This is a genomic window from Streptomyces sp. NPDC048331 (genome assembly GCF_043201215.1).
In the GTDB taxonomy this organism is placed as follows: Bacteria; Actinomycetota; Actinomycetes; order Streptomycetales; family Streptomycetaceae; genus Streptomyces.
Map to the genome: position 1 here is coordinate 187,652 of NZ_JBICYT010000006.1, position 17,914 is coordinate 205,565.

Below are 17,914 nucleotides of genomic sequence, written 5' to 3' on the forward strand. Positions count from 1 at the left end.
CATCGACGGTAGGCAGCTGGGTGGATTCAGTACAGCTAAAGATTTTTACGTACCATTAGCACTCGTGATGGATGAACTTCCGCTGGACCAGGTACGCACGCTGCTCGCCGTGGTGGACGAGGGCACTTTCGACGCGGCCGCGGCCGCCCTGCACGTGACCCCCTCCGCGGTCAGCCAACGGGTCAAGGCGTTGGAGCAGCGGACCGGGCGGGTGCTGCTGATGCGGACGAAGCCGGTGCGGGCGACCGAGTCCGGGGAGGTGGTGGTCCGCTTCGCCCGGCAGCTGGCCCGCCTGGAGCGCGACGCGCGCGCCGAGCTGGGGATGGCCGACGGGATGGGCCCGGTCCGGCTGCCGATCGCGGTGAACGCGGACTCCCTCGCCACCTGGTTCCTGCCCGCGCTGGCTCGGGTGCCGCAGGATCCGCCGGTGTGCATCGAGCTCCATCGCGAGGACGAGTCGCACACGACCGCGCTGCTGCGGGAGGGGCAGGTGATGGCGGCGGTGACCTCCTCGCCCGACCCGGTGGCCGGTTGCAGCGTGCGGATGCTGGGCCTGGCCCGGTACCTGCCGGTGGCGAGTCCGCCGTTCGCGGCCCGGTACCTGACGGGGGAGCCGGAGCGGGACCTGCGGGAGGCGCCGACGATCGTGTTCGACCGGAAGGACGACCTCCAGGACGCCTTCGTCCGGGCGCTGACGGGGGACGCCGCGGTCGGGGCGGGGCCGGTACGGCACTACATACCGACCTCGGAGGGGTTCCGGGACGCGGTGGTCGCCGGCCTGGGGTGGGGCCTGGTGCCGGAGCAGCAGTCGAGACCGCTGGTGCGGACGGGGCAGTTGGTTCTGCTGGAGCCGCTGCGGCCGATGGACGTCCCCCTGTACTGGCAGCAGTGGAGGCTCGACTCGCCCGCCCTGTCGACGGTCGCGGAGGTGATCGCGGCGGCGGCCCGGGAGGCGCTCCGCAACCCCGCGTCCTGACCCCGCCGCAGGCCACCCCCTAAGCTGCGGACCATGGAGTCCTACACGATCGGCCAGGCCGCCCGGCTGCTCGGCGTCAGCGTCGACACGGCCCGGCGCTGGGCGGATGCCGAACGGTTCCCCACCCACCGCGAGGGCACCCGGCGGATGGTGGACGGGCCCGACCTGGCCGCCTTCTGCGTGGAGGCCGCGCAGGAGGGGGCCGAGGGCGAGGAGGCCCCGTACACCTCGGCCCGCAACGCCTTCCCCGGCATCGTCACCGGGGTGAAGCTGGGTACGGTCGACGCGCAGGTGGAGATCCAGGCCGGGCCGCACCGCATCGTGTCACTGCTGACGCGCGAGGCGGTGGAGGAGCTCGGGCTGGAGGTGGGCGCGCGGGCCACGGCGCGGGTGAAGTCGACGAGCGTGTTCATCGACCGGGTCTGAGCCGGGCGGCGGAGCCCCCGAGGCGGTGAGCCCGGACGCGAGCGTTCCGGCGCCGATGGCAGACTGGCCGCTGATCCGCCGAAGGGGAGTACGCCGTTGTCCATGTTCAGCAACCTGCGCCGGGTCGTGCGGCGCAGCTACCGGCGGGCCATCGACCTCAGCCATCCGGCCCGCTCCCCGCTCGGCAGTGCGGTGGTCAACTGCATCGTCTACCGCGACGGCGTACGGCAGGACGACTGCGCCGAGGTCGAGGAGGCGCTGCGCCGGGTCCGCAAGACGGGGGACGGCTTCGTCTGGATCGGCCTGCATGAGCCGGCGAGGTCGGAGCTGGCCGGGCTGGCCGAGCTGTTCGGCCTGCACCCCCTCGCCGTCGAGGACGCGGTGAACGCGCACCAGCGTCCCAAGGTGGAGCGCTACGACGACACGTTGTTCTCCGTCTTCAAGACCGTGCGCTACGTGGAGCACGAGGAGCTGACCGCGACCAGCGAGGTGGTGGAGACCGGCGAGCTGATGGCCTTCACCGGCCAGGACTTCATCATCACCATCCGGCACGGCGGCCGCGGCACGCTGGGTCCGGTCCGCGAGGAGCTGGAGGCCGCCCCGGAGCAACTGGCCAACGGGCCGGCGGCCGTTCTGCACGCCATGGCCGACCACGTGGTCGACGACTACGTGGCGGTGACGGACGCGGTGCAGAACGACATCGACGCCGTCGAGACAGCGGTGTTCAGCGAGGACGGCGGCCGCGGCGACGCGGGACGCATCTACCAGCTCAAGCGTGAACTCCTCGAGCTCCGGCGGGCGGTGGCACCCCTGAGCCGGCCGCTCCAGCAGCTGGCCACGCAGCCGATACCGGTCATCCCGCCGGAGACCCGTGCGTACTTCCGCAACGTGGCGGACCACCTGACCCGGGCCACGGAACAGATCGGCGCCTACGACAACCTCCTCGACTCCATCCTGCAGGCCCACTTGGCGCAGGTGACCGTCGCCCAGAACGAGGACATGCGCAAGATCACGGCATGGGCGGCCATCGTCGCCGTGCCCACGATGGTCTGCGGGGTCTACGGCATGAACTTCGACCACATGCCCGAACTGCACTGGACCTACGGCTATCCGCTGGTCCTCGGCGTCATGGCGCTCGCCTGCTTCGTCATCCACCGCGGCTTCAGGCGCAACGGCTGGCTCTGACCGGACGCGGCCATTCCTTGGGGCGCGCCCGGGTATTGAGCTGCCGTCAGATCTGGTAGTAAAGTTTCCTAACGAAGCTGGGACGCCTCAACTACCAGATGGAGGCCTTGTGTTCACCCCCCGCCGCAAGATGCTGGCGATCGGTGCGTTGCTCGGCAGCGCACTGATCGCCGTCCCCGTCGCCGCCCACGCCACCACGGCCCCCGCCGCCGTGGCGGAGACCGCCGCGGCGGCAGCCGTAGGACTCGACGATCCGGCGAAGAAGGAGATCGCCATGAAGATCGTCTCCAGTGCGGAGAACTCCTCGCTGGACTGGAAGGCGCAGTACAAGTACATCGAGGACATAGACGACGGCCGCGGTTACACGGCCGGCATCATCGGATTCTGTTCCGGCACCGGCGACATGCTCGACCTCGTCGAGTACTACACGCAGATCAAGCCGGGCAACGTCCTCGCCAAGTACCTTCCCGCTCTGCGCAAGGTCGACGGCAGCGACTCGCACGCCGGACTCGACCCGAACTTCACCAAGGACTGGGCGAAGGCGGCCCAGGACGCCGACTTCAGGAAGGCCCAGGACCGCGAGCGCGACCGGGTCTACTTCAACCCGTCCGTGAAACAGGGCAAGGCCGACGGGGTCGGCGTACTGGGGCAGTTCATCTACTACGACGCCATCGTCATGCACGGCGACGGCGGCGACCCCACCAGCTTCCGCAACATCCGCAAGCGCGCCCTGACCAAGGCCAAGCCCCCGTCCCAGGGCGGCAACGAGACCGCCTACCTGAATGCCTTCCTCGACGCCCGGGTCTGGGCGATGAAGCAGGAGGAGGCGCACAGCGACACCAGCCGGGTCGACACCGCGCAGCGGGTCTTCCTGAAGAAGGGCAACCTGAACCTCGACACGCCGCTCGACTGGAAGGTCTACGGGGACTCCTTCCACATCGGCTGACGCTGGGCCGCGGGTCGCGGGCCGGGTCGGGAGCCCTCCTCCCCGTCCCGGCCCGCGGTGTCGCGGGGGGATAACGATGTGGGTAACGATCAGAACAATCGCGGGGGCGTCAAGTGGGCCTCATCTACGGATGTTTCGGACGTTCAGGGACATGGTGTCGGTGCTGTGTCCCGAAGTCGTAACTCCGGTGCCGGAAATCGGGCGGTCCTGCCGATTTGGCCTCCCCATAAGTGGCTTGACCGCGACGTAAGGGGGGCATAAGTTCTGCCCCGGCTTGCTCCAGCAGGACGGGCCGAACCAACCGTCCTCTGGGGGGACCCTCATGAACCACTACACCGATGTCCTGAAGAAGTACGCCGTGTTCTCCGGCCGCGCGCGCCGCCAGGAGTACTGGATGTTCACCCTCTTCCAGGTGGCCATCGCGATCGTCCTGATGATCCTCGACGGCGTGCTGGGCACCTACCCGCTGCTCGTCGGCCTGTACTTCCTCGGTACCCTCGTGCCGACCCTGGCCGTCACCGTCCGTCGTCTGCACGACCTCGGCAAGTCCGGCGCCTGGTACTTCATCGCCTTCGTGCCGTTCATCGGTGGCATCTGGCTGCTCGTCCTGACCGCCACCGCCGGTCAGCCGCAGCCGAACCAGTACGGCGCGGACCCGAAGGCCTACGCCGCCTGATCTGTCGTACGGGCCTGATCAAGGCCTGAACGCCCGAGCGTCGCCCCGGCCGGCCACGGCCGTGGGGCGGCGCTCTCGGCATTTCCGGGGGCCGTCGGGCGCCGCGTGACATGCGTCTCGCGGACTGGCGGCCGGGGGCTGTGCTGACCGGCCCGATCACGAGATATCTTGATGTCGAGCAATGTTGCAGACGAGAGACGCAGACTGTGGAGCGGAGCATCCGGTGACTGACTCGACCATCATCTACACGCACACTGACGAGGCCCCGGCCCTCGCGACGTATTCCTTCCTGCCTGTGATCCAGGCGTACGCGTCGACGGCCGGTGTGAATGTCGAGACCCGTGACATCTCCCTGGCCGGTCGGATCATCGCCGTCTTCCCGGAGTACCTCCAGGAGAGCCAGCGGATCGCCGACGCCCTCGCCGAGCTCGGCGAGCTGGCGAAGACCCCGGAAGCCAACATCATCAAGCTTCCGAACATCTCGGCCTCGATCCCGCAGCTCAAGGCCGCGGTCGCCGAGCTCCAGGGCCAGGGCTACGCCCTCCCGGACTACCCGGACGACCCGAAGACCGACGAGGAGCGCGACATCCGCGCCCGCTACGACAAGGTCAAGGGCAGCGCCGTCAACCCGGTCCTGCGCGAGGGCAACTCCGACCGCCGCGCCCCCGCCTCGGTCAAGAACTACGCCAAGACGCACCCGCACCGCATGGGCGCCTGGACCACCGAGTCGAAGACGAACGTCGCCACCATGGGCGAGAACGACTTCCGCTCCACGGAGAAGTCCACCGTCATCGCCGAGGCCGGCACCCTGCGCATCGAGCACGTCGCCGCCGACGGCACCACCACCGTGCTGCGCGAGTCCGTACCGGTCCTCGCCGGTGAGGTCGTGGACGCGTCCGTCCTGCACGTCGACGCGCTGCGCACCTTCCTCAACGACCAGATCGAGCGTGCCAAGGCCGAGAACGTGCTGTTCTCCGTGCACCTCAAGGCCACGATGATGAAGGTCTCCGACCCGATCATCTTCGGCCACGTGGTCCGCGCCTTCCTCCCGAAGACCTTCGCCCGCTACGGCGAGACCCTGGCCGCCGCCGGCCTGTCGCCCAACGACGGCCTCGGCGCGATCCTGAACGGCCTGGGCGCGCTGTCCGACGGCGACGCGATCAAGGCCTCGATCGACGCCGAGATCGCCGAGGGCCCGGCCCTCGCGATGGTCGACTCCGACAAGGGCATCACCAACCTGCACGTGCCGTCCGACGTCATCGTCGACGCCTCGATGCCGGCCATGATCCGCACCTCGGGCCACATGTGGGGCCCGGACGGCGCCGAGGCCGACACCCTCGCCGTCCTCCCGGACAGCAGCTACGCCGGCGTCTACCAGGTCGTCGTCGACGACTGCCGCACCCACGGCGCCTTCGACCCGTCCACCATGGGCTCGGTCCCCAACGTCGGTCTCATGGCCCAGAAGGCCGAGGAGTACGGCAGCCACGACAAGACCTTCGAGATCGCCACCGCGGGCACCGTCCGACTGGTCGACGCCGCGGGCGACACGGTCCTGGAGCAGGAGGTCGCCGCCGGCGACATCTTCCGCGCCTGCCAGACCAAGGACCTGCCGATCCAGGACTGGGTCAAGCTCGCCGTCACCCGCGCCCGCGCCACCGGCGTCCCGGCCGTCTTCTGGCTGGACGAGAACCGCGCCCACGACGCGCAGCTGATCGCCAAGGTCAAGACGTACCTCGCCGAGCACGACACCGAGGGTCTGACCATCAAGATCCTCTCCCCGGTCGAGGCCACCGCCTTCTCCCTGGAGCGCATCCGCCGCGGCGAGGACACCATCTCGGTGACCGGCAACGTGCTGCGTGACTACCTGACCGACCTCTTCCCGATCCTGGAGCTGGGCACCAGCGCCAAGATGCTGTCGGTCGTCCCGCTGATGAACGGCGGCGGCCTCTTCGAGACGGGCGCCGGCGGCTCCGCCCCGAAGCACGTCCAGCAGCTGGTCAAGGAGAACTACCTGCGCTGGGACAGCCTGGGCGAATTCTTCGCGCTGGCCGCCAGCTTCGAGCACCTCGCGACCACCACCGGCAACGCCCGCGCCCAGGTGCTGGCCGACACCCTGGACCGCGCGACCGGCACCTTCCTCAACGAGGACAAGTCGCCGAGCCGCAAGCTGGGCGGCATCGACAACCGCGGCAGCCACTTCTACCTCGCGACCTACTGGGCGCAGGAGCTGGCCAAGCAGACCGACGACGCCGAGCTGGCCAAGGCCTTCGAGCCGGTCGCCAAGGCCCTGTCGGAGCAGGAGGAGACCATCGTCGCCGAGCTCGTCGCGGTGCAGGGCTCCCCGGCCGAGATCGGCGGCTACTACCAGCCCGACGCCACGAAGGCCGCGGCGATCATGCGCCCGTCCGCGACCCTCAACGAGGCGCTCGCCCTCCTGGGCTGATGCCGACAGCCGTACCCACGCGTCGCCCGTGACGACGTGATCCGCTCCGCCCCGGCCGGCCCCGTGCCCGGCCGGGGCGGAGTCGTGTCCAGGCCGGTGTCCGGAGCGGAATGCGGGGTCGTGTCCGGAGCGGAGTCCGGGGCGGGCGCGGCGAAACCCGATTGCGGCCCGCGCCCGACGGCGGCCAGGAAGGGCCGGTGATCAGCGGACACCTGGCCGGCCTGCGCGCCCGCCTCCCCGAGGACGTACCCGTTCTGCACGCCGAGCTGTACGACGACGTCGTGACGCGCTCCCGGGCCGACTCCCGGCCCTGGAGTCCGCGGTCGGCCACCGGCGGCCACTCCCCGTACGAGGTGGGTGCGCCCACCGAGGACGCGGCCGTCTTCACCGTGGTGGAGCTGTCCTCCGGGGAGCCCGCCGGGGAGGCCCTGCTCTGGGGCATCGACACCCACAACCGCTGCGCCCACCTCGGCATCTCCCTGCGGCCGGGCATGCGCGGGCGGGGGCTCGGCCAGGACGTCGTCCAGCTGCTGTGCCGCTACGGATTCACCGTGCGTGGGCTCGGCCGCCTCCAGCTGGAGACCCTCGCCGACAACGCGGCGATGATCCGCGCCGCGGGTGCCGCCGGCTTCGTGCAGGAGGGCCTGCTGCGCCGGTCGGCGTGGGTGTACGGCGCCTTCCAGGACGAGGTCGTCATGGGACTCCTGGCCGAGGAGTGGGCCCTGCGCTAGCGTTCGGGGTCGGTGCCCCGGGGCGCCCGGGAGGCTTCACCGACATCGCTCTGGGGGTTCTGTGGCACGTCGATCCGACACGTCCTGCGGCGGCATCGGCTGCCTGGGCCTCCTGCTCGTGCTGTTCGTCCTCCCCACCGTCGGCTATCTGCTGGCGGTGCCCGTGGCCCTGCCCGATCTGCTGGCCGAGCAGTCGCCGCCGCAGCGACTGCACGGCTTCGGCCAGTACCTCGTCGTCTACGCGATACCGGCCGTCGTGGCCCTACTGCTCGCCCTGTTCGCGTCGCGCCGCCGGACCGGTGCCCGGTGGCTGGTCCCGGTCCGGGCGGCGGCCCTGCTCGCGCTCGTCGCCGCGGCGCTGTGGTGGACGGAGGGCAGGGTCGGGGAGTACCCGGTGTGGAACGTCCGGGCCGTGGCCGAGAGCATGGCCGCCGGTCTGGTGGCGCTCGCCTTCGTCGTGGCGGTCCGCCGGTGGGACGCCTCCCGCGGCGGCCCGCGCGTCGCCGTCGGCACCCACCGGCCGGCGCCGGGGGAGATCTGGCTGGCCATGGTGCCGCTGCGCGAGGATCCGGCGCGACAGCTGCGCCACTACTGCGTCGTGCTGGCCGTCCATCCCGGCCACGTGGAGGTCGCCCAGATCACCACCAAGGACAAGGACGGGCGCGCCGACCACATCCGGATCCCCAACGACGGCTGGGACAAGGCCTCAGGCCGCGCCCACTGGGTGGAGTTCGGCCGGACCCCGCGCCTGGTCGACTACGGGATGTTCCTCAAGTCCCGTCCGCAGGGGCGTTGCCCGGCCCCGGTGTGGCGGCAGCTCAGCCGTCAACTGGGCTGATCCCGGCGACGAGGCCCGGGGGACTCGCACCGTGGACGCCCGGAGCCGAGGATGCCCCCAGCCGTGGATCAGAGCCGGTGGATCCGCTCCTGTTCGAAGGCCAGCGGGGACCGCCCGGCCGCCAGGATCCGCAGCCCCGGTGCCACGGTCAGCAGGTTCCGCAGCCAGGCCAAGGCGTCCGGGCCGAGCTGCTCCGCGCCGTCCAGGACGAGCAGCATGTCCCGTTCGGCCAGCCACGAGGCGGCGTTCGCCGTCCCTCGGGCCGGCGCGTGCACACCGGGTACGGAGCCCAGCTCGGCCGTGAGTTCCCGGACCCCGTACCCGCCGTGGTGCGGGTTCATGGCGACGACGGCCACCCCGTCGTAGAAGTTGGACGCGATCCGCCGCGCGATCTCCCGCACCAGCAGGCTCCGCGGTTCACGGAAGGCTCCCGCCACGGTCAGGACCCGTCCCCGCCGGACGGCGGTGAGCAGTCGGGACATCTCGGCAGACGTCGCCGGCAGCGTTCCGGATAAGCCTTGTTCCCTCATCGACCCGGCTTCCCCCATGGCCCCGGATTCCCCCATCGGCACGATGCCCTCATTGCATGCGTGACCACGTGCGGCAAGAGGGTTCATTCGAGCCGCGTGACGACGATTATGCGCCACTTGCGCCATAAGGCTAGGGGAATGTCGCATTCCGAAGAGCGGGTTCGCCGAGGCCCAGGTGGGGACTCCGCACGGGCCGCCGGACGGGCGGCGTAGTTCCCGTCATCCGTGTGACGTACGCACCCGAACTCCGGCCCCTGGGAACGGTTGTCCGGAAGCCGGGATTGGGCTCTACTGCTGTGCAGCCCCCCATCGGGGCATATTCGCGGGAGGGACCAGAATGACAGCGGACCGGGGAACGGACCGGCGAGCACGGCATCGTGCGGGCGGGCGGGCGGCCCGGCGGGCACAGGGCGCGGGCCGGGCGGCCGGACCCGTGTCGCACCGACGCCGGTCGGCCCTCCGGGGGCGCAGGCCCCTGCTCGCCACGCTGCTCTCCGCCTTCTTCCTGGTCGGTGTCTGCACGGCCACCGGAATCGCCTGGGACCCGTACGACGCGGCTTCCGTCCAGGGTGCCACGGCCCCCGGCACCGGCCTCCCGGCGGCCACCGCGACCGGCGGCTCGCCCGGCGCACCCGGCGCGAGCTCCCCGTCCCCCGTCGAGCCCCCGGCGCCCACCAAGGGGGCGGCCGCCAAGGGCAACCCCGAGGGCGTGGTGGACTCCGGGGCCGAACGCCCCACCGGAGCCCTGCCCTTCGACATGCCCGCGCCTGCCGCCCTGCGCTCGGGCGAAGCGGGCAAGAAGCTGGTGTTCGCCCACTACTTCACCCCCTACCCGCTCTCCCTCGACAACGCGGCCGCGGACCGGGACTACTACACCCGCAACTACCTGAACCCCGACGGCGAGAGCGGGAAGCACGGCCGCTACGGCGGCCTGCTGCGCGACCGTCCCCTGCCGGTGACCCCCAAGAGCGGCGACTGGGAGTACGCCAACCTCCAGCAGGAGGTGCGGACGGCCCACGCGGCGGGTATCGACGGCTTCACCCTCGACCTGCTCTCCCTCTCCGGCAAGAACTGGGACCGCAGCAACCTGCTGATGGCGGCCGCCCGTTCGGTGGACCCGGCCTTCAAGATCATGCTGATGCCGGACATGACCTCCCTGAAGACCGACGACCCCGCCGTGCTCGCCGACGCGATCGCCACCCTCGCCGACGCCTCCGCCGCCCACCGGCTCCCCGACGGCCGCCTCGTGGTCTCCCCGTTCAAGGCGGAGGAGAAGAGCGTCACCTGGTGGACCGAGGTCATCGCGCTCCTGAAGTCCGAGCACGGCATCCGTACCGCCTTCGTCCCGCTCTTCCTCGACTTCGGCGCCCACAGCGGCGAGTTCGCCCCGATCAGCCACGGCTTCTCCGAGTGGGGCAGTCGCAGCTACGTCGGCCAGGAGAGCTCCACGCGGGACGTCCGGCGGGCCCATGACATGGGCAAGATCTGGATGCAGCCGGTGTCCGTCCAGGACGCGCGCCCCAACCAGGGCATCTACGACGAGGCGGGCAACACGGCGACCCTGCGCTCCACCTGGACGCGCGCCATCGAGGACGGCGCCGACTGGGTGCAGCTCACCACCTGGAACGACTACTCGGAGGGCAGCCAGTTCGCGCCCTCCCTGCACAACGGCTACGCGTACCTGGACCTGACCTCGTACTACCTGACCAAGTTCAAGACGGGCGGCTGGCCGAAGATCGTCCGGGACACCCTCTACCTGTCCGCGCGCACGCAGTTCGCGGACGCCGACCCGACGGGCGACCAGTCGCTGGTGATGTCGCTCCGCAAGGGGAGCGCCCCGCCCCGGGACAAGGTGGAGGTCCTCAGCTTCCTCACCGGGGCCGGATCCGTCCGCACGAGCGTAGGCAGCGTGGACGGCGGTTACGAGGCACCCGCCGGGCTGCACTCGCAGCTGCTGCCGCTGAAGGCCGGCACCAGCTCGGCGCAGGTCGTCCGGGACGGGAAGGGCGGGGTCAAGGTCGACCTGCCGTACCGGGTGGACCACAAGGTGGAGGTGCAGGACCTCCAGTACTACGCGGCGACCAGCGGCCGGGACTCCTAGGGCGTCTCATCCGGATTTTGCCGGGCCGACAAGATCCCGAAGGAGACGACCCAGGTGGCCGGTCGGGCCTCGGTCAGATCGTGACCGGACCGTGGGCGGTGGCGAACTCGACCGAGACCAGGCCCGGTTCGTCGTCCTCGACCCACGTGACGTCGATCTGGTCGAGGGGGTGGTCGGCCGGTTCGCCGAGGAATTCGGCGATGGAGGCGGCGTCGCCGGCGATGGAGACCCCGTGGATGGTGGTGGAGGTGCGCGGGTCGGCGCTCGGGCGTTCCTCGACGGGAACCGTCCACTGGAGGAAATAGGGCAGTTGCGGGTCGTCCAGCAGTTCCAGCAGGCCGATCTGCTTCCACCTCAGGTCGAACCCGTCGGGGCGGACACGGTGGCCCTCGGCCGAGGTGCGGCCGAGGCGGGCCTCGACCGGGGTGATGTCGTCGACGGAGACCACCCAACCGAGCCAGCCGCCTCCCTCGGCGGCGCGGCGCGCGACCGCCTGGCCGAAGGGCGCGCGGTCGGCGGCGGGGTGGTCGAGTGTCGTGACGACCTCGACGTAGGTGCCGCCGCTCAGCGGGAGGATGAAATTGCGGGTGCCGAATCGCGGGTGCACGCCCCCGTCGACGAACCCGGCGCCAAGAGCCGATCCGATCCACTGGACGGTCGAGACGAAGCTGTCGCGGGCCACCGCATAGGACACGTGATCAAGTCGCACCGCGGCATCGTCCCCCGACGACCCGCACGGATCCCGACGCCACGCCCGCCGCCCGGCCGTGTCCGCCGTGGATTCAGCCGTTGAGCGGATCGAGCACCGTCGTACCGGCCGAAGGCTCCCGCGCGGCGGTCAGCCGGTCGGCGGGACGAATTCCGGCTGGTCGAGCAGACGTAGCCAGCTGCCGTCCGCCTGACGCCGGACGACCTGCGCACGGGCGCCGGAACCGTCCTTCGGCGGGGTCGAGGTCAGCGCGATGTCACCGCTGACCAGCGTCGGCAGCGGCGCCTCGGGCTCGAAGACGGGGCGGTGGGCCAGCACCTTCTCCCACAGGCCGCGGATCGCCTCGCGGCCCACCGTCAGCTGCCCGGGCGGGTACGCCATGACCGCGTCCTCCTCGTAGAGCGCGGCCACCCCCGCCGCGTCACCGGCATTGGAACGCTCGACGAACAGGCGGGTGATGTCCTCGGGCCGCATCGCCTTCTCGTACACGACTGCCTCCTGGGGGTGGGTACGTCCGCTGCGCTTCGTGCCTCCAGCCTGATCTTCCCGTGACCAGAAGTCCAACAGATGGATCTTCTGGTCACTAGAATCCACAGTCATGGAACTGAGGCAGCTCGCCTACTTCGTCGCCGTCGCCGAGGAGCAGAACTTCACCCGGGCGGCCGAGCGGGTGCACATCAGCCAGTCCGGGGTCAGCGCCCAGATCCGCCAACTGGAACGGGAGCTCGGCGCCGAGCTGTTCGACCGTTCGGCCCGTACGGCCACCCTCACCGCCGCCGGAGCGGCCGCGCTCGCACCCGCCCGGGCCGCGCTCGCCGCCGCCGCGGCGGTGGGCCAGGCGGTGGGGGACGTGGCCGGTGTGATCCGGGGCAGGGTCACGGTCGGCATGGTCGTCGGCTGCACCGTCACCCCGCTCTTCGACGCACTCGCCGCCTTCCACCGGGCCCACCCCGGCGTGGAGATCGCCCTGCTGGAGGACCACTCCGACCGGCTCGTCCACGGGGTCCGCGCCGGCACGGTCGACGTGGCCCTCATCGGGACCGCGACCGCCGCCCCGGCCGGACTGGACGCCCTCACGCTCGTCAGCGAGCGACTCGTCGTCGCGGTCCCGCCCGATCACCCGCTGGCCCACCGACGCCGGGTCACCCTGCGCGACCTCGCCGACCACCCGGTCATCTGCATGCCCGCGGGCACCGGCCTGCGCACGGTCCTCGACCAGGCCTGTGCCGCACAACGGCTCCGGCCGGTGATCGCCCTGCAGGCGGGAGCCGCGGACGCCATGGCCGACCTCGCCGCACGCGGCCTGGGCGTCGCCGTCCTCAGCGAGTCCATGGCCGAGAGCTACCGCGACCGCCTCAGCGCCCGCGTCATCGACGACATCGACATCCCCGCCCTGCTCTGCCTGGTCTGGCGGGACGCGCACGGTCCCGCCGTGCGCGAGCTGCTCGCGTACGCGCGCCGGGCCTTCGGCGGCGGTGGCGGTCTACCGGAGCCCGCGGCGGCGGGAGATGATCCGAAGGACAGCCACGCCGCATCCCCGGAGGAACAGTGACCGAGCCGATACGTCACGCCGGGTCCGCCCAGGAGTTCCCCGGCGGGCCCGCCCTGTTCCGCCTGGACCCCCGCGTCGCCCATCTCAACCACGGCTCCTTCGGCGCGGTGCCCGTCCCCGTGCAGGAGGCCCAGGCCGCGCTCCGCGCCGAGGTCCACGCCGACCCCGACGCCTTCTTCATCGCCGTCCCGGACCGGCTCGCCGAGGCCCGTACCCGGATCGCCGCGCACCTCGGCGCCGACCCCGACGGCATCGCCTTCATCGCCAACGCCACCGAGGGCGCCAACCTCGCCCTGGACGCCGTCCCGCTCGCCGACGGCGACGAGATCCTGGTCACCGACCACGGCTACGGCACCGTCGTCGCGGCCGCCGCCCGCCGCGCCCCCGTCACCACCGTGGCCCTGGACCCCCACCTGCCCGACGAGGACGCCGTACGGGAGACCGTGCTGGCCGCGCTGACACCCCGTACGCGGGTGGCCGTACTCGACCACGTCAGTTCGCCGACGGCCAGGATCATCGCCTCGCCCCGACTCCTCGCGGACCTGCGCGCCCGCGAGGTCACCACCGTCGTCGACGGGGCCCACGCCCCGGGCATGCTGGCCGACCCCCTCGCGGGCGGCGCCGACTTCTGGTTCGGCAACCTCCACAAATGGGGCTACGCGCCCTCCGGCACCGCCGTTCTGGCCGTCGCCCCGCAGCACCGCGGTCGCATCCGGGCCCTCGTACCGTCCTGGGAGGACCAGCACGGCTTCCCGCGCTCCGTCGAGAACCGCGCCACCGCCGACTACACCGGCTGGCTCGCCGCCCCCGACGGGCTCGACCTCCTCGAACGCCTCGACGCGGCCGAGGTCCGGGCCCACAACAGCGCGCTCGCCGCGTACGGCGCCGCCCTCCTCGGCCGCCTCCCCGGGCTCACCCCGCTCCCGCCCGGCGAGGCCCTCGCCATGCGCACCCTGCGCCTGCCGGCCGGGGTCGCCGAGACCCCGGACCGGGCCCGCGAGCTGCGTGAGCGGATCGCGGCCGAGCAGGGCATCCGGGTACTGATCTGGCCCTGGCCGGGCGGCGGCGGCATCCGCGTCTGCGGCCAGATCTACAACCGCCCCGAGGAGTACGAACGCCTCGCCGCCGTCCTCCCGTCCTACCTCAGCCGCGCCTGAGCAGGTAGGTGTCCATGATCCAGCCCTTGCGGGCGCGGGCCTCGGTGCGCAGTTCCTCGATCCGCCCGGCGACCTCCGCGAGCTTGCCCGAGACCAGGATCTCGTCCGGGGTGCCGACGTAGGCCCCCCAGTAGATGTAGAGGTCCTGGTCCAGGTGGGCGGTGAAGGCGTGCCGCGCGTCCAGCATCACCACCACGTCGTCCACGTCCTCGGGCCAGCCCTCGGCCAGCCGGCGCCCCGTGGTGATCTGGACCGGACGACCGACCCGGTTCAAGGTGGTCCGGTGCCGCGCCAGCAGCGCCGAGATGCTGCTGATGCCGGGCACCACCTCGTGCTCGAAGGCCACCCGGCCGTGCTCCAGCACCTCGTCGAGGATCGCGAGCGTGGAGTCGTAGAGGGACGGATCGCCCCACACCAGGAACGCCCCGGTCTCGCCGTCCGCCAGATCCTCCGCGATGAAGCGCTCGAAGAGCTCGGCCCGCGCGCTGCGCCAGCCGTCCACCGTCGGGGTGTAGTCGGCGGGCGTCCGGTCCCGGTCCGGGTCGCGGCCCTCCACCAGCCGGTGGCCGGGACGGGCGTGCGCGTCGAGCATCGCCCGCCGCAGCCCGGTCAGATCCGCCTTCTCCTCGCCCTTCTCCAGGATGAGGAATGCGTCCGCCGCGCCGATCGCCCTGACCGCCTGGAGGGTCAGATGGTCCGGGTCGCCCGCGCCTATGCCGATCACTGAGAACTTCTTCACCGGGCTATTGTGCCCATCATGCGCGCCGCCCTGTTCGTCACCTGCGTCAACGACGCGCTCTACCCGCGGACCGGCATCGCCGTCGTACGCCTCCTGGAGCGGCTCGGGGTCGGCGTGGACTTCCCGGCGGCCCAGAGCTGCTGCGGCCAGCCGCAGTACAACACCGGCTACCGGCACGAGACGGAACCGCTGATGCGGCGCACCGCGCGGGCCTTCGCCGGACACGAGTACGTGGTCACCCCGTCCGGATCCTGCGCCGCGATGATCCGCGAGCACTACCCGCGCATCGGCCGGAAGGCGGCGGCCGAGGGGCGCGGTGGCGAACTCGCCGAGGCGGCCGCCGCCCTCGCGCCGCGCGTGTACGAGCTGACCGAGTTCCTGGTCGACGTGCTCGGGGTGACCGACGTCGGCGCGTACTTCCCGCACACCGTCACCTACCACCCCTCCTGTCACGGCTTGCGCGGCCTGGGGCTCGGGGACCGGCCGCGTCGGCTGCTGGCCGCGGTCAAGGGGCTGCACCTGGTCGACTTGCCGGGCGCCGAGGAGTGCTGCGGCTTCGGCGGCACCTTCGCGCTCAAAAACGCCGACGTCTCGACCGCCATGGGAACCGACAAGATCACGGCAGCGGCCGGCACCGGCGCCCAGGTGCTGTGCGGCGCGGATCATTCCTGCCTCGCCCACCTGGACGGTCTGCTCCGCCGCGCGGACAGCCCGATGCGGGCCCTGCACCTCGCCGAGATCCTGGCCGCCACCGAGGAGGAACCGCTGTCGTGACGGGCACCCACCTGGGCATGCCGGGCTTTCCCGCCCCGCCCGCCCCGCCCGCCTTTCCCGAGGCGGCGCGCGAGGCCGTGCACGACGAGGTGCTGCGCGCCAACCTCCGGCACGCCACGCACACCATCCGCGACAAACGCGCCCGGGCCGTCGCCGAACTCGCCGACTGGGACCGACTGCGCGCCGCCGGCAAGGCCGTCAAGGACCACACGCTGCACCATCTCGACCGCTACCTGCTGCAGTTGGAGGAGGCGGTCACGGCGGCCGGCGGCACCGTCCACTGGGCCGCCGACGCGGACGAGGCCAACCGGATCGTCACGGACCTGGTCCGCGCCACCGGAGAACGGGAGGTCGTCAAGGTCAAGTCCATGGCCACCCAGGAGATCGGACTCAACGAGGCCCTGGAGGCCGCGGGGATCGCCGCGTACGAGACCGACCTCGCCGAACTCATCGTGCAGCTCGGCCACGACCGCCCCTCCCACATCCTGGTTCCGGCCATCCACCGCAACCGGGCCGAGATCCGCGACATCTTCCGCGCCGAGATGGGCGACTGGGGCCGGCCGGCCCCCGCAGCCCTCGGCGACGACCCACGGGAACTCGCCGAGGCGGCGCGGCTGCACCTGCGCGAGAAGTTCCTGCGCGCCAAGGTGGCCGTGTCCGGGGCCAACTTCATGGTCGCCGAGACCGGCACGATGGTCGTCCTGGAGTCCGAGGGCAACGGCCGTATGTGCCTGACGCTGCCCGAGACCCTGATCTCCGTCGTCGGCATCGAGAAGGTCGTGCCCACCTTCCGTGACCTGGAGATCTTCCTCCAGACACTGCCGCGCTCCTCGACGGCCGAGCGGATGAACCCGTACACGACGATGTGGACCGGCACCACCGCGGGCGACGGACCCACCGCCTTCCACCTCGTCCTCCTCGACAACGGCCGCACCGACACCCTCGCCGACGAGACCGGCCGCCAGGCCCTGCGCTGCATCCGCTGCTCCGCCTGCCTCAACGTCTGCCCGGTCTACGAACGCGCCGGCGGCCACGCCTACGGCTCCGTCTACCCGGGCCCCATCGGCGCCATCCTGAGCCCCCAACTGCGCGGCACCGGCAGCGAGATCGACGCCTCACTGCCCTACGCCTCCACCCTGTGCGGAGCCTGCTACGAGGTCTGCCCGGTCGCCATCGACATCCCCGAGGTGCTCGTCCACCTCCGCGAACGGGTCGCCCAGGGCGGCCCGGTGACCCGCGACGGCATCCGCGTCACCCTCCGCCCCGCCGACGGCCGCACCGCCGAACGGGCCGCCATGCGCGCCGCCCGGCTGCTCCTGGACCACCCGGGGGCCCTGCGCGCGGGGGAGCGCCTGCTGGCCAGGGCCCGGCGGCTGGCCCCCCGCCGGCTCCCCGGGGCCGGGCGGGCCTGGACCGACAGCCGCGAACTGCCCACCGTGCCGCCGGAGTCCTTCCGCGACTGGTGGGCCCGGGAACGGAGCACCCGCGATGAGCGGTAAGGACCGCATCCTGGGCCGGATCCGCCGGGCCTTGCCCGACGGCCCGTCCCCGGAGATCCCGCGCGACTACCTCCCCGTCCACGGCGACCGCACCCCGGCGCAGCGGGTGGACCTGCTCGCCACCCACCTCGCCGAGTACCGGGCCGTCGTCCACCGCACCGACGCTGAGGAACTCCCCGCGCTGCTGACGCGGCTGCTCGCCGAGCGGGGCGCCCGGTCGGTGCTCGCCCCGCCCGGCCTGCCCCCGCACTGGCTCCCGACCGAGGGGCCCACCCTCGTACCCGACCGGGAAGGCTCCACCCCGTACGAACTGGACCGGGTCGACAGCGTGGTCACCGGCTGCGCCCTGGCCGTCGCCGAGACCGGCACGATCGTCCTCGACGGCGGCCCCGACCAGGGCCGGCGCCGCATCACCCTGATCCCGGACCACCACATCTGTGTGATCCGAGTACCGGACCAGGTGGTGGACTCCGTCCCGCAGGCCCTGCCCCTCCTGGACCCGACCCGCCCCCTGACCCTGATCTCAGGCCCCTCCGCCACCAGCGACATCGAACTGGACCGGGTGGAGGGCGTCCACGGCCCCCGCCGACTGGACGTGATCCTGCTGGCGGCGACGCCCGGGACACAATGAG

General features: G+C 71.8%; 18 protein-coding genes. 14 read left to right on the top strand and 4 right to left on the bottom strand.

Annotated features, from left to right (window positions below):
- Nucleotides 1-67: 67 nt before the first annotated feature.
- The 8 genes from ACGFYY_RS12650 to ACGFYY_RS12685 all read left to right on the top strand — a co-directional run bounded on the left by ACGFYY_RS12650 (nucleotide 68) and on the right by ACGFYY_RS12685 (nucleotide 8,221).
- Nucleotides 68-976 (top strand): LysR family transcriptional regulator ArgP, encoded by a 909-nt coding sequence (locus tag ACGFYY_RS12650; protein ID WP_393708947.1) that lies wholly within the window; start codon nucleotides 68-70, stop codon nucleotides 974-976.
- 33 nt (nucleotides 977-1,009) lie between these two features.
- A complete protein-coding gene (locus ACGFYY_RS12655) occupies nucleotides 1,010-1,402 on the top strand; it encodes a molybdopterin-binding protein (protein WP_030009938.1) in 393 nt (130 codons plus the stop codon).
- 102 nt (nucleotides 1,403-1,504) lie between these two features.
- Nucleotides 1,505-2,587 (top strand): magnesium/cobalt transporter CorA, encoded by a 1,083-nt coding sequence (corA, locus tag ACGFYY_RS12660; RefSeq protein WP_393708818.1) that lies wholly within the window; start codon nucleotides 1,505-1,507, stop codon nucleotides 2,585-2,587.
- Between the two features lie 130 nt (nucleotides 2,588-2,717).
- The gene (locus ACGFYY_RS12665; RefSeq protein ID WP_393708949.1) at nucleotides 2,718-3,533 is read left to right on the top strand and encodes a chitosanase; all 816 of its coding nucleotides are present in this window, start codon (nucleotides 2,718-2,720) and stop codon (nucleotides 3,531-3,533) included.
- Between the two features lie 322 nt (nucleotides 3,534-3,855).
- Complete coding sequence (locus ACGFYY_RS12670) at nucleotides 3,856-4,209, top strand: DUF805 domain-containing protein (protein WP_393708820.1); 354 nt, start codon at nucleotides 3,856-3,858, stop codon at nucleotides 4,207-4,209.
- 223 nt (nucleotides 4,210-4,432) lie between these two features.
- Complete coding sequence (locus ACGFYY_RS12675; RefSeq protein ID WP_393708822.1) at nucleotides 4,433-6,652, top strand: NADP-dependent isocitrate dehydrogenase; 2,220 nt, start codon at nucleotides 4,433-4,435, stop codon at nucleotides 6,650-6,652.
- A gap of 197 nt (nucleotides 6,653-6,849) precedes the next feature.
- Nucleotides 6,850-7,383 carry a GNAT family protein gene (locus ACGFYY_RS12680; protein ID WP_365265167.1) on the top strand — a complete coding sequence of 178 codons (534 nt, stop codon included), beginning with the start codon at nucleotides 6,850-6,852 and terminating at the stop codon, nucleotides 7,381-7,383.
- A 61-nt stretch (nucleotides 7,384-7,444) separates the two neighbouring features.
- Nucleotides 7,445-8,221 carry a hypothetical protein gene (locus ACGFYY_RS12685; RefSeq protein ID WP_393708825.1) on the top strand — a complete coding sequence of 259 codons (777 nt, stop codon included), beginning with the start codon at nucleotides 7,445-7,447 and terminating at the stop codon, nucleotides 8,219-8,221.
- Nucleotides 8,222-8,289: 68 nt separating this feature from the next.
- On the opposite strand, the gene ACGFYY_RS12690 is transcribed toward ACGFYY_RS12685, so the two are convergent.
- Nucleotides 8,290-8,703 (bottom strand): hypothetical protein, encoded by a 414-nt coding sequence (locus ACGFYY_RS12690; RefSeq protein WP_393708827.1) that lies wholly within the window; start codon nucleotides 8,701-8,703, stop codon nucleotides 8,290-8,292.
- A gap of 481 nt (nucleotides 8,704-9,184) precedes the next feature.
- On the opposite strand from ACGFYY_RS12690, the gene ACGFYY_RS12695 reads away from it, so the two are divergent.
- Nucleotides 9,185-10,852 carry an endo-1,3-alpha-glucanase family glycosylhydrolase gene (locus ACGFYY_RS12695; RefSeq protein WP_393708829.1) on the top strand — a complete coding sequence of 556 codons (1,668 nt, stop codon included), beginning with the start codon at nucleotides 9,185-9,187 and terminating at the stop codon, nucleotides 10,850-10,852.
- 73 nt (nucleotides 10,853-10,925) lie between these two features.
- On the opposite strand, the gene ACGFYY_RS12700 is transcribed toward ACGFYY_RS12695, so the two are convergent.
- Nucleotides 10,926-11,561: a VOC family protein gene (locus ACGFYY_RS12700; RefSeq protein WP_365265175.1), complete on the bottom strand. Its 636-nt coding sequence runs from the start codon at nucleotides 11,559-11,561 to the stop codon at nucleotides 10,926-10,928.
- 129 nt (nucleotides 11,562-11,690) lie between these two features.
- A complete protein-coding gene (locus tag ACGFYY_RS12705) occupies nucleotides 11,691-12,035 on the bottom strand; it encodes a YybH family protein (RefSeq protein ID WP_393708951.1) in 345 nt (114 codons plus the stop codon).
- Nucleotides 12,036-12,159: 124 nt separating this feature from the next.
- Here ACGFYY_RS12705 and ACGFYY_RS12710 point away from each other — a divergent pair, with 124 nt between their 5' ends.
- Nucleotides 12,160-13,113, top strand: a complete 954-nt coding sequence (locus ACGFYY_RS12710; protein ID WP_393708831.1) for a LysR family transcriptional regulator — start codon at nucleotides 12,160-12,162, stop codon at nucleotides 13,111-13,113.
- The gene (locus ACGFYY_RS12715; RefSeq protein WP_365265179.1) at nucleotides 13,110-14,270 is read left to right on the top strand and encodes an aminotransferase class V-fold PLP-dependent enzyme; all 1,161 of its coding nucleotides are present in this window, start codon (nucleotides 13,110-13,112) and stop codon (nucleotides 14,268-14,270) included. The genes ACGFYY_RS12710 and ACGFYY_RS12715 overlap by 4 nt, the downstream gene beginning before the upstream one ends.
- Here the strand turns inward: ACGFYY_RS12715 and cobF are convergent.
- Nucleotides 14,257-15,009 carry a precorrin-6A synthase (deacetylating) gene (cobF, locus tag ACGFYY_RS12720; RefSeq protein WP_365265181.1) on the bottom strand — a complete coding sequence of 251 codons (753 nt, stop codon included), beginning with the start codon at nucleotides 15,007-15,009 and terminating at the stop codon, nucleotides 14,257-14,259. The genes ACGFYY_RS12715 and cobF overlap by 14 nt on opposite strands.
- Before the next feature lie 18 nt (nucleotides 15,010-15,027).
- On the opposite strand from cobF, the gene ACGFYY_RS12725 reads away from it, so the two are divergent.
- Genes ACGFYY_RS12725 through ACGFYY_RS12735 form a run of 3 tightly spaced genes read left to right on the top strand, consistent with a single transcriptional unit; the run spans nucleotide 15,028 to nucleotide 17,913 of the window.
- Complete coding sequence (locus ACGFYY_RS12725) at nucleotides 15,028-15,783, top strand: (Fe-S)-binding protein (protein ID WP_393708834.1); 756 nt, start codon at nucleotides 15,028-15,030, stop codon at nucleotides 15,781-15,783.
- Complete coding sequence (locus ACGFYY_RS12730) at nucleotides 15,780-17,282, top strand: lactate utilization protein B (RefSeq protein ID WP_393708836.1); 1,503 nt, start codon at nucleotides 15,780-15,782, stop codon at nucleotides 17,280-17,282. Before ACGFYY_RS12725 ends, ACGFYY_RS12730 begins: the two co-directional genes overlap by 4 nt.
- Nucleotides 17,272-17,913: a lactate utilization protein C gene (locus ACGFYY_RS12735; RefSeq protein WP_365265185.1), complete on the top strand. Its 642-nt coding sequence runs from the start codon at nucleotides 17,272-17,274 to the stop codon at nucleotides 17,911-17,913. Before ACGFYY_RS12730 ends, ACGFYY_RS12735 begins: the two co-directional genes overlap by 11 nt.
- Nucleotide 17,914 lies beyond the last annotated feature (1 nt).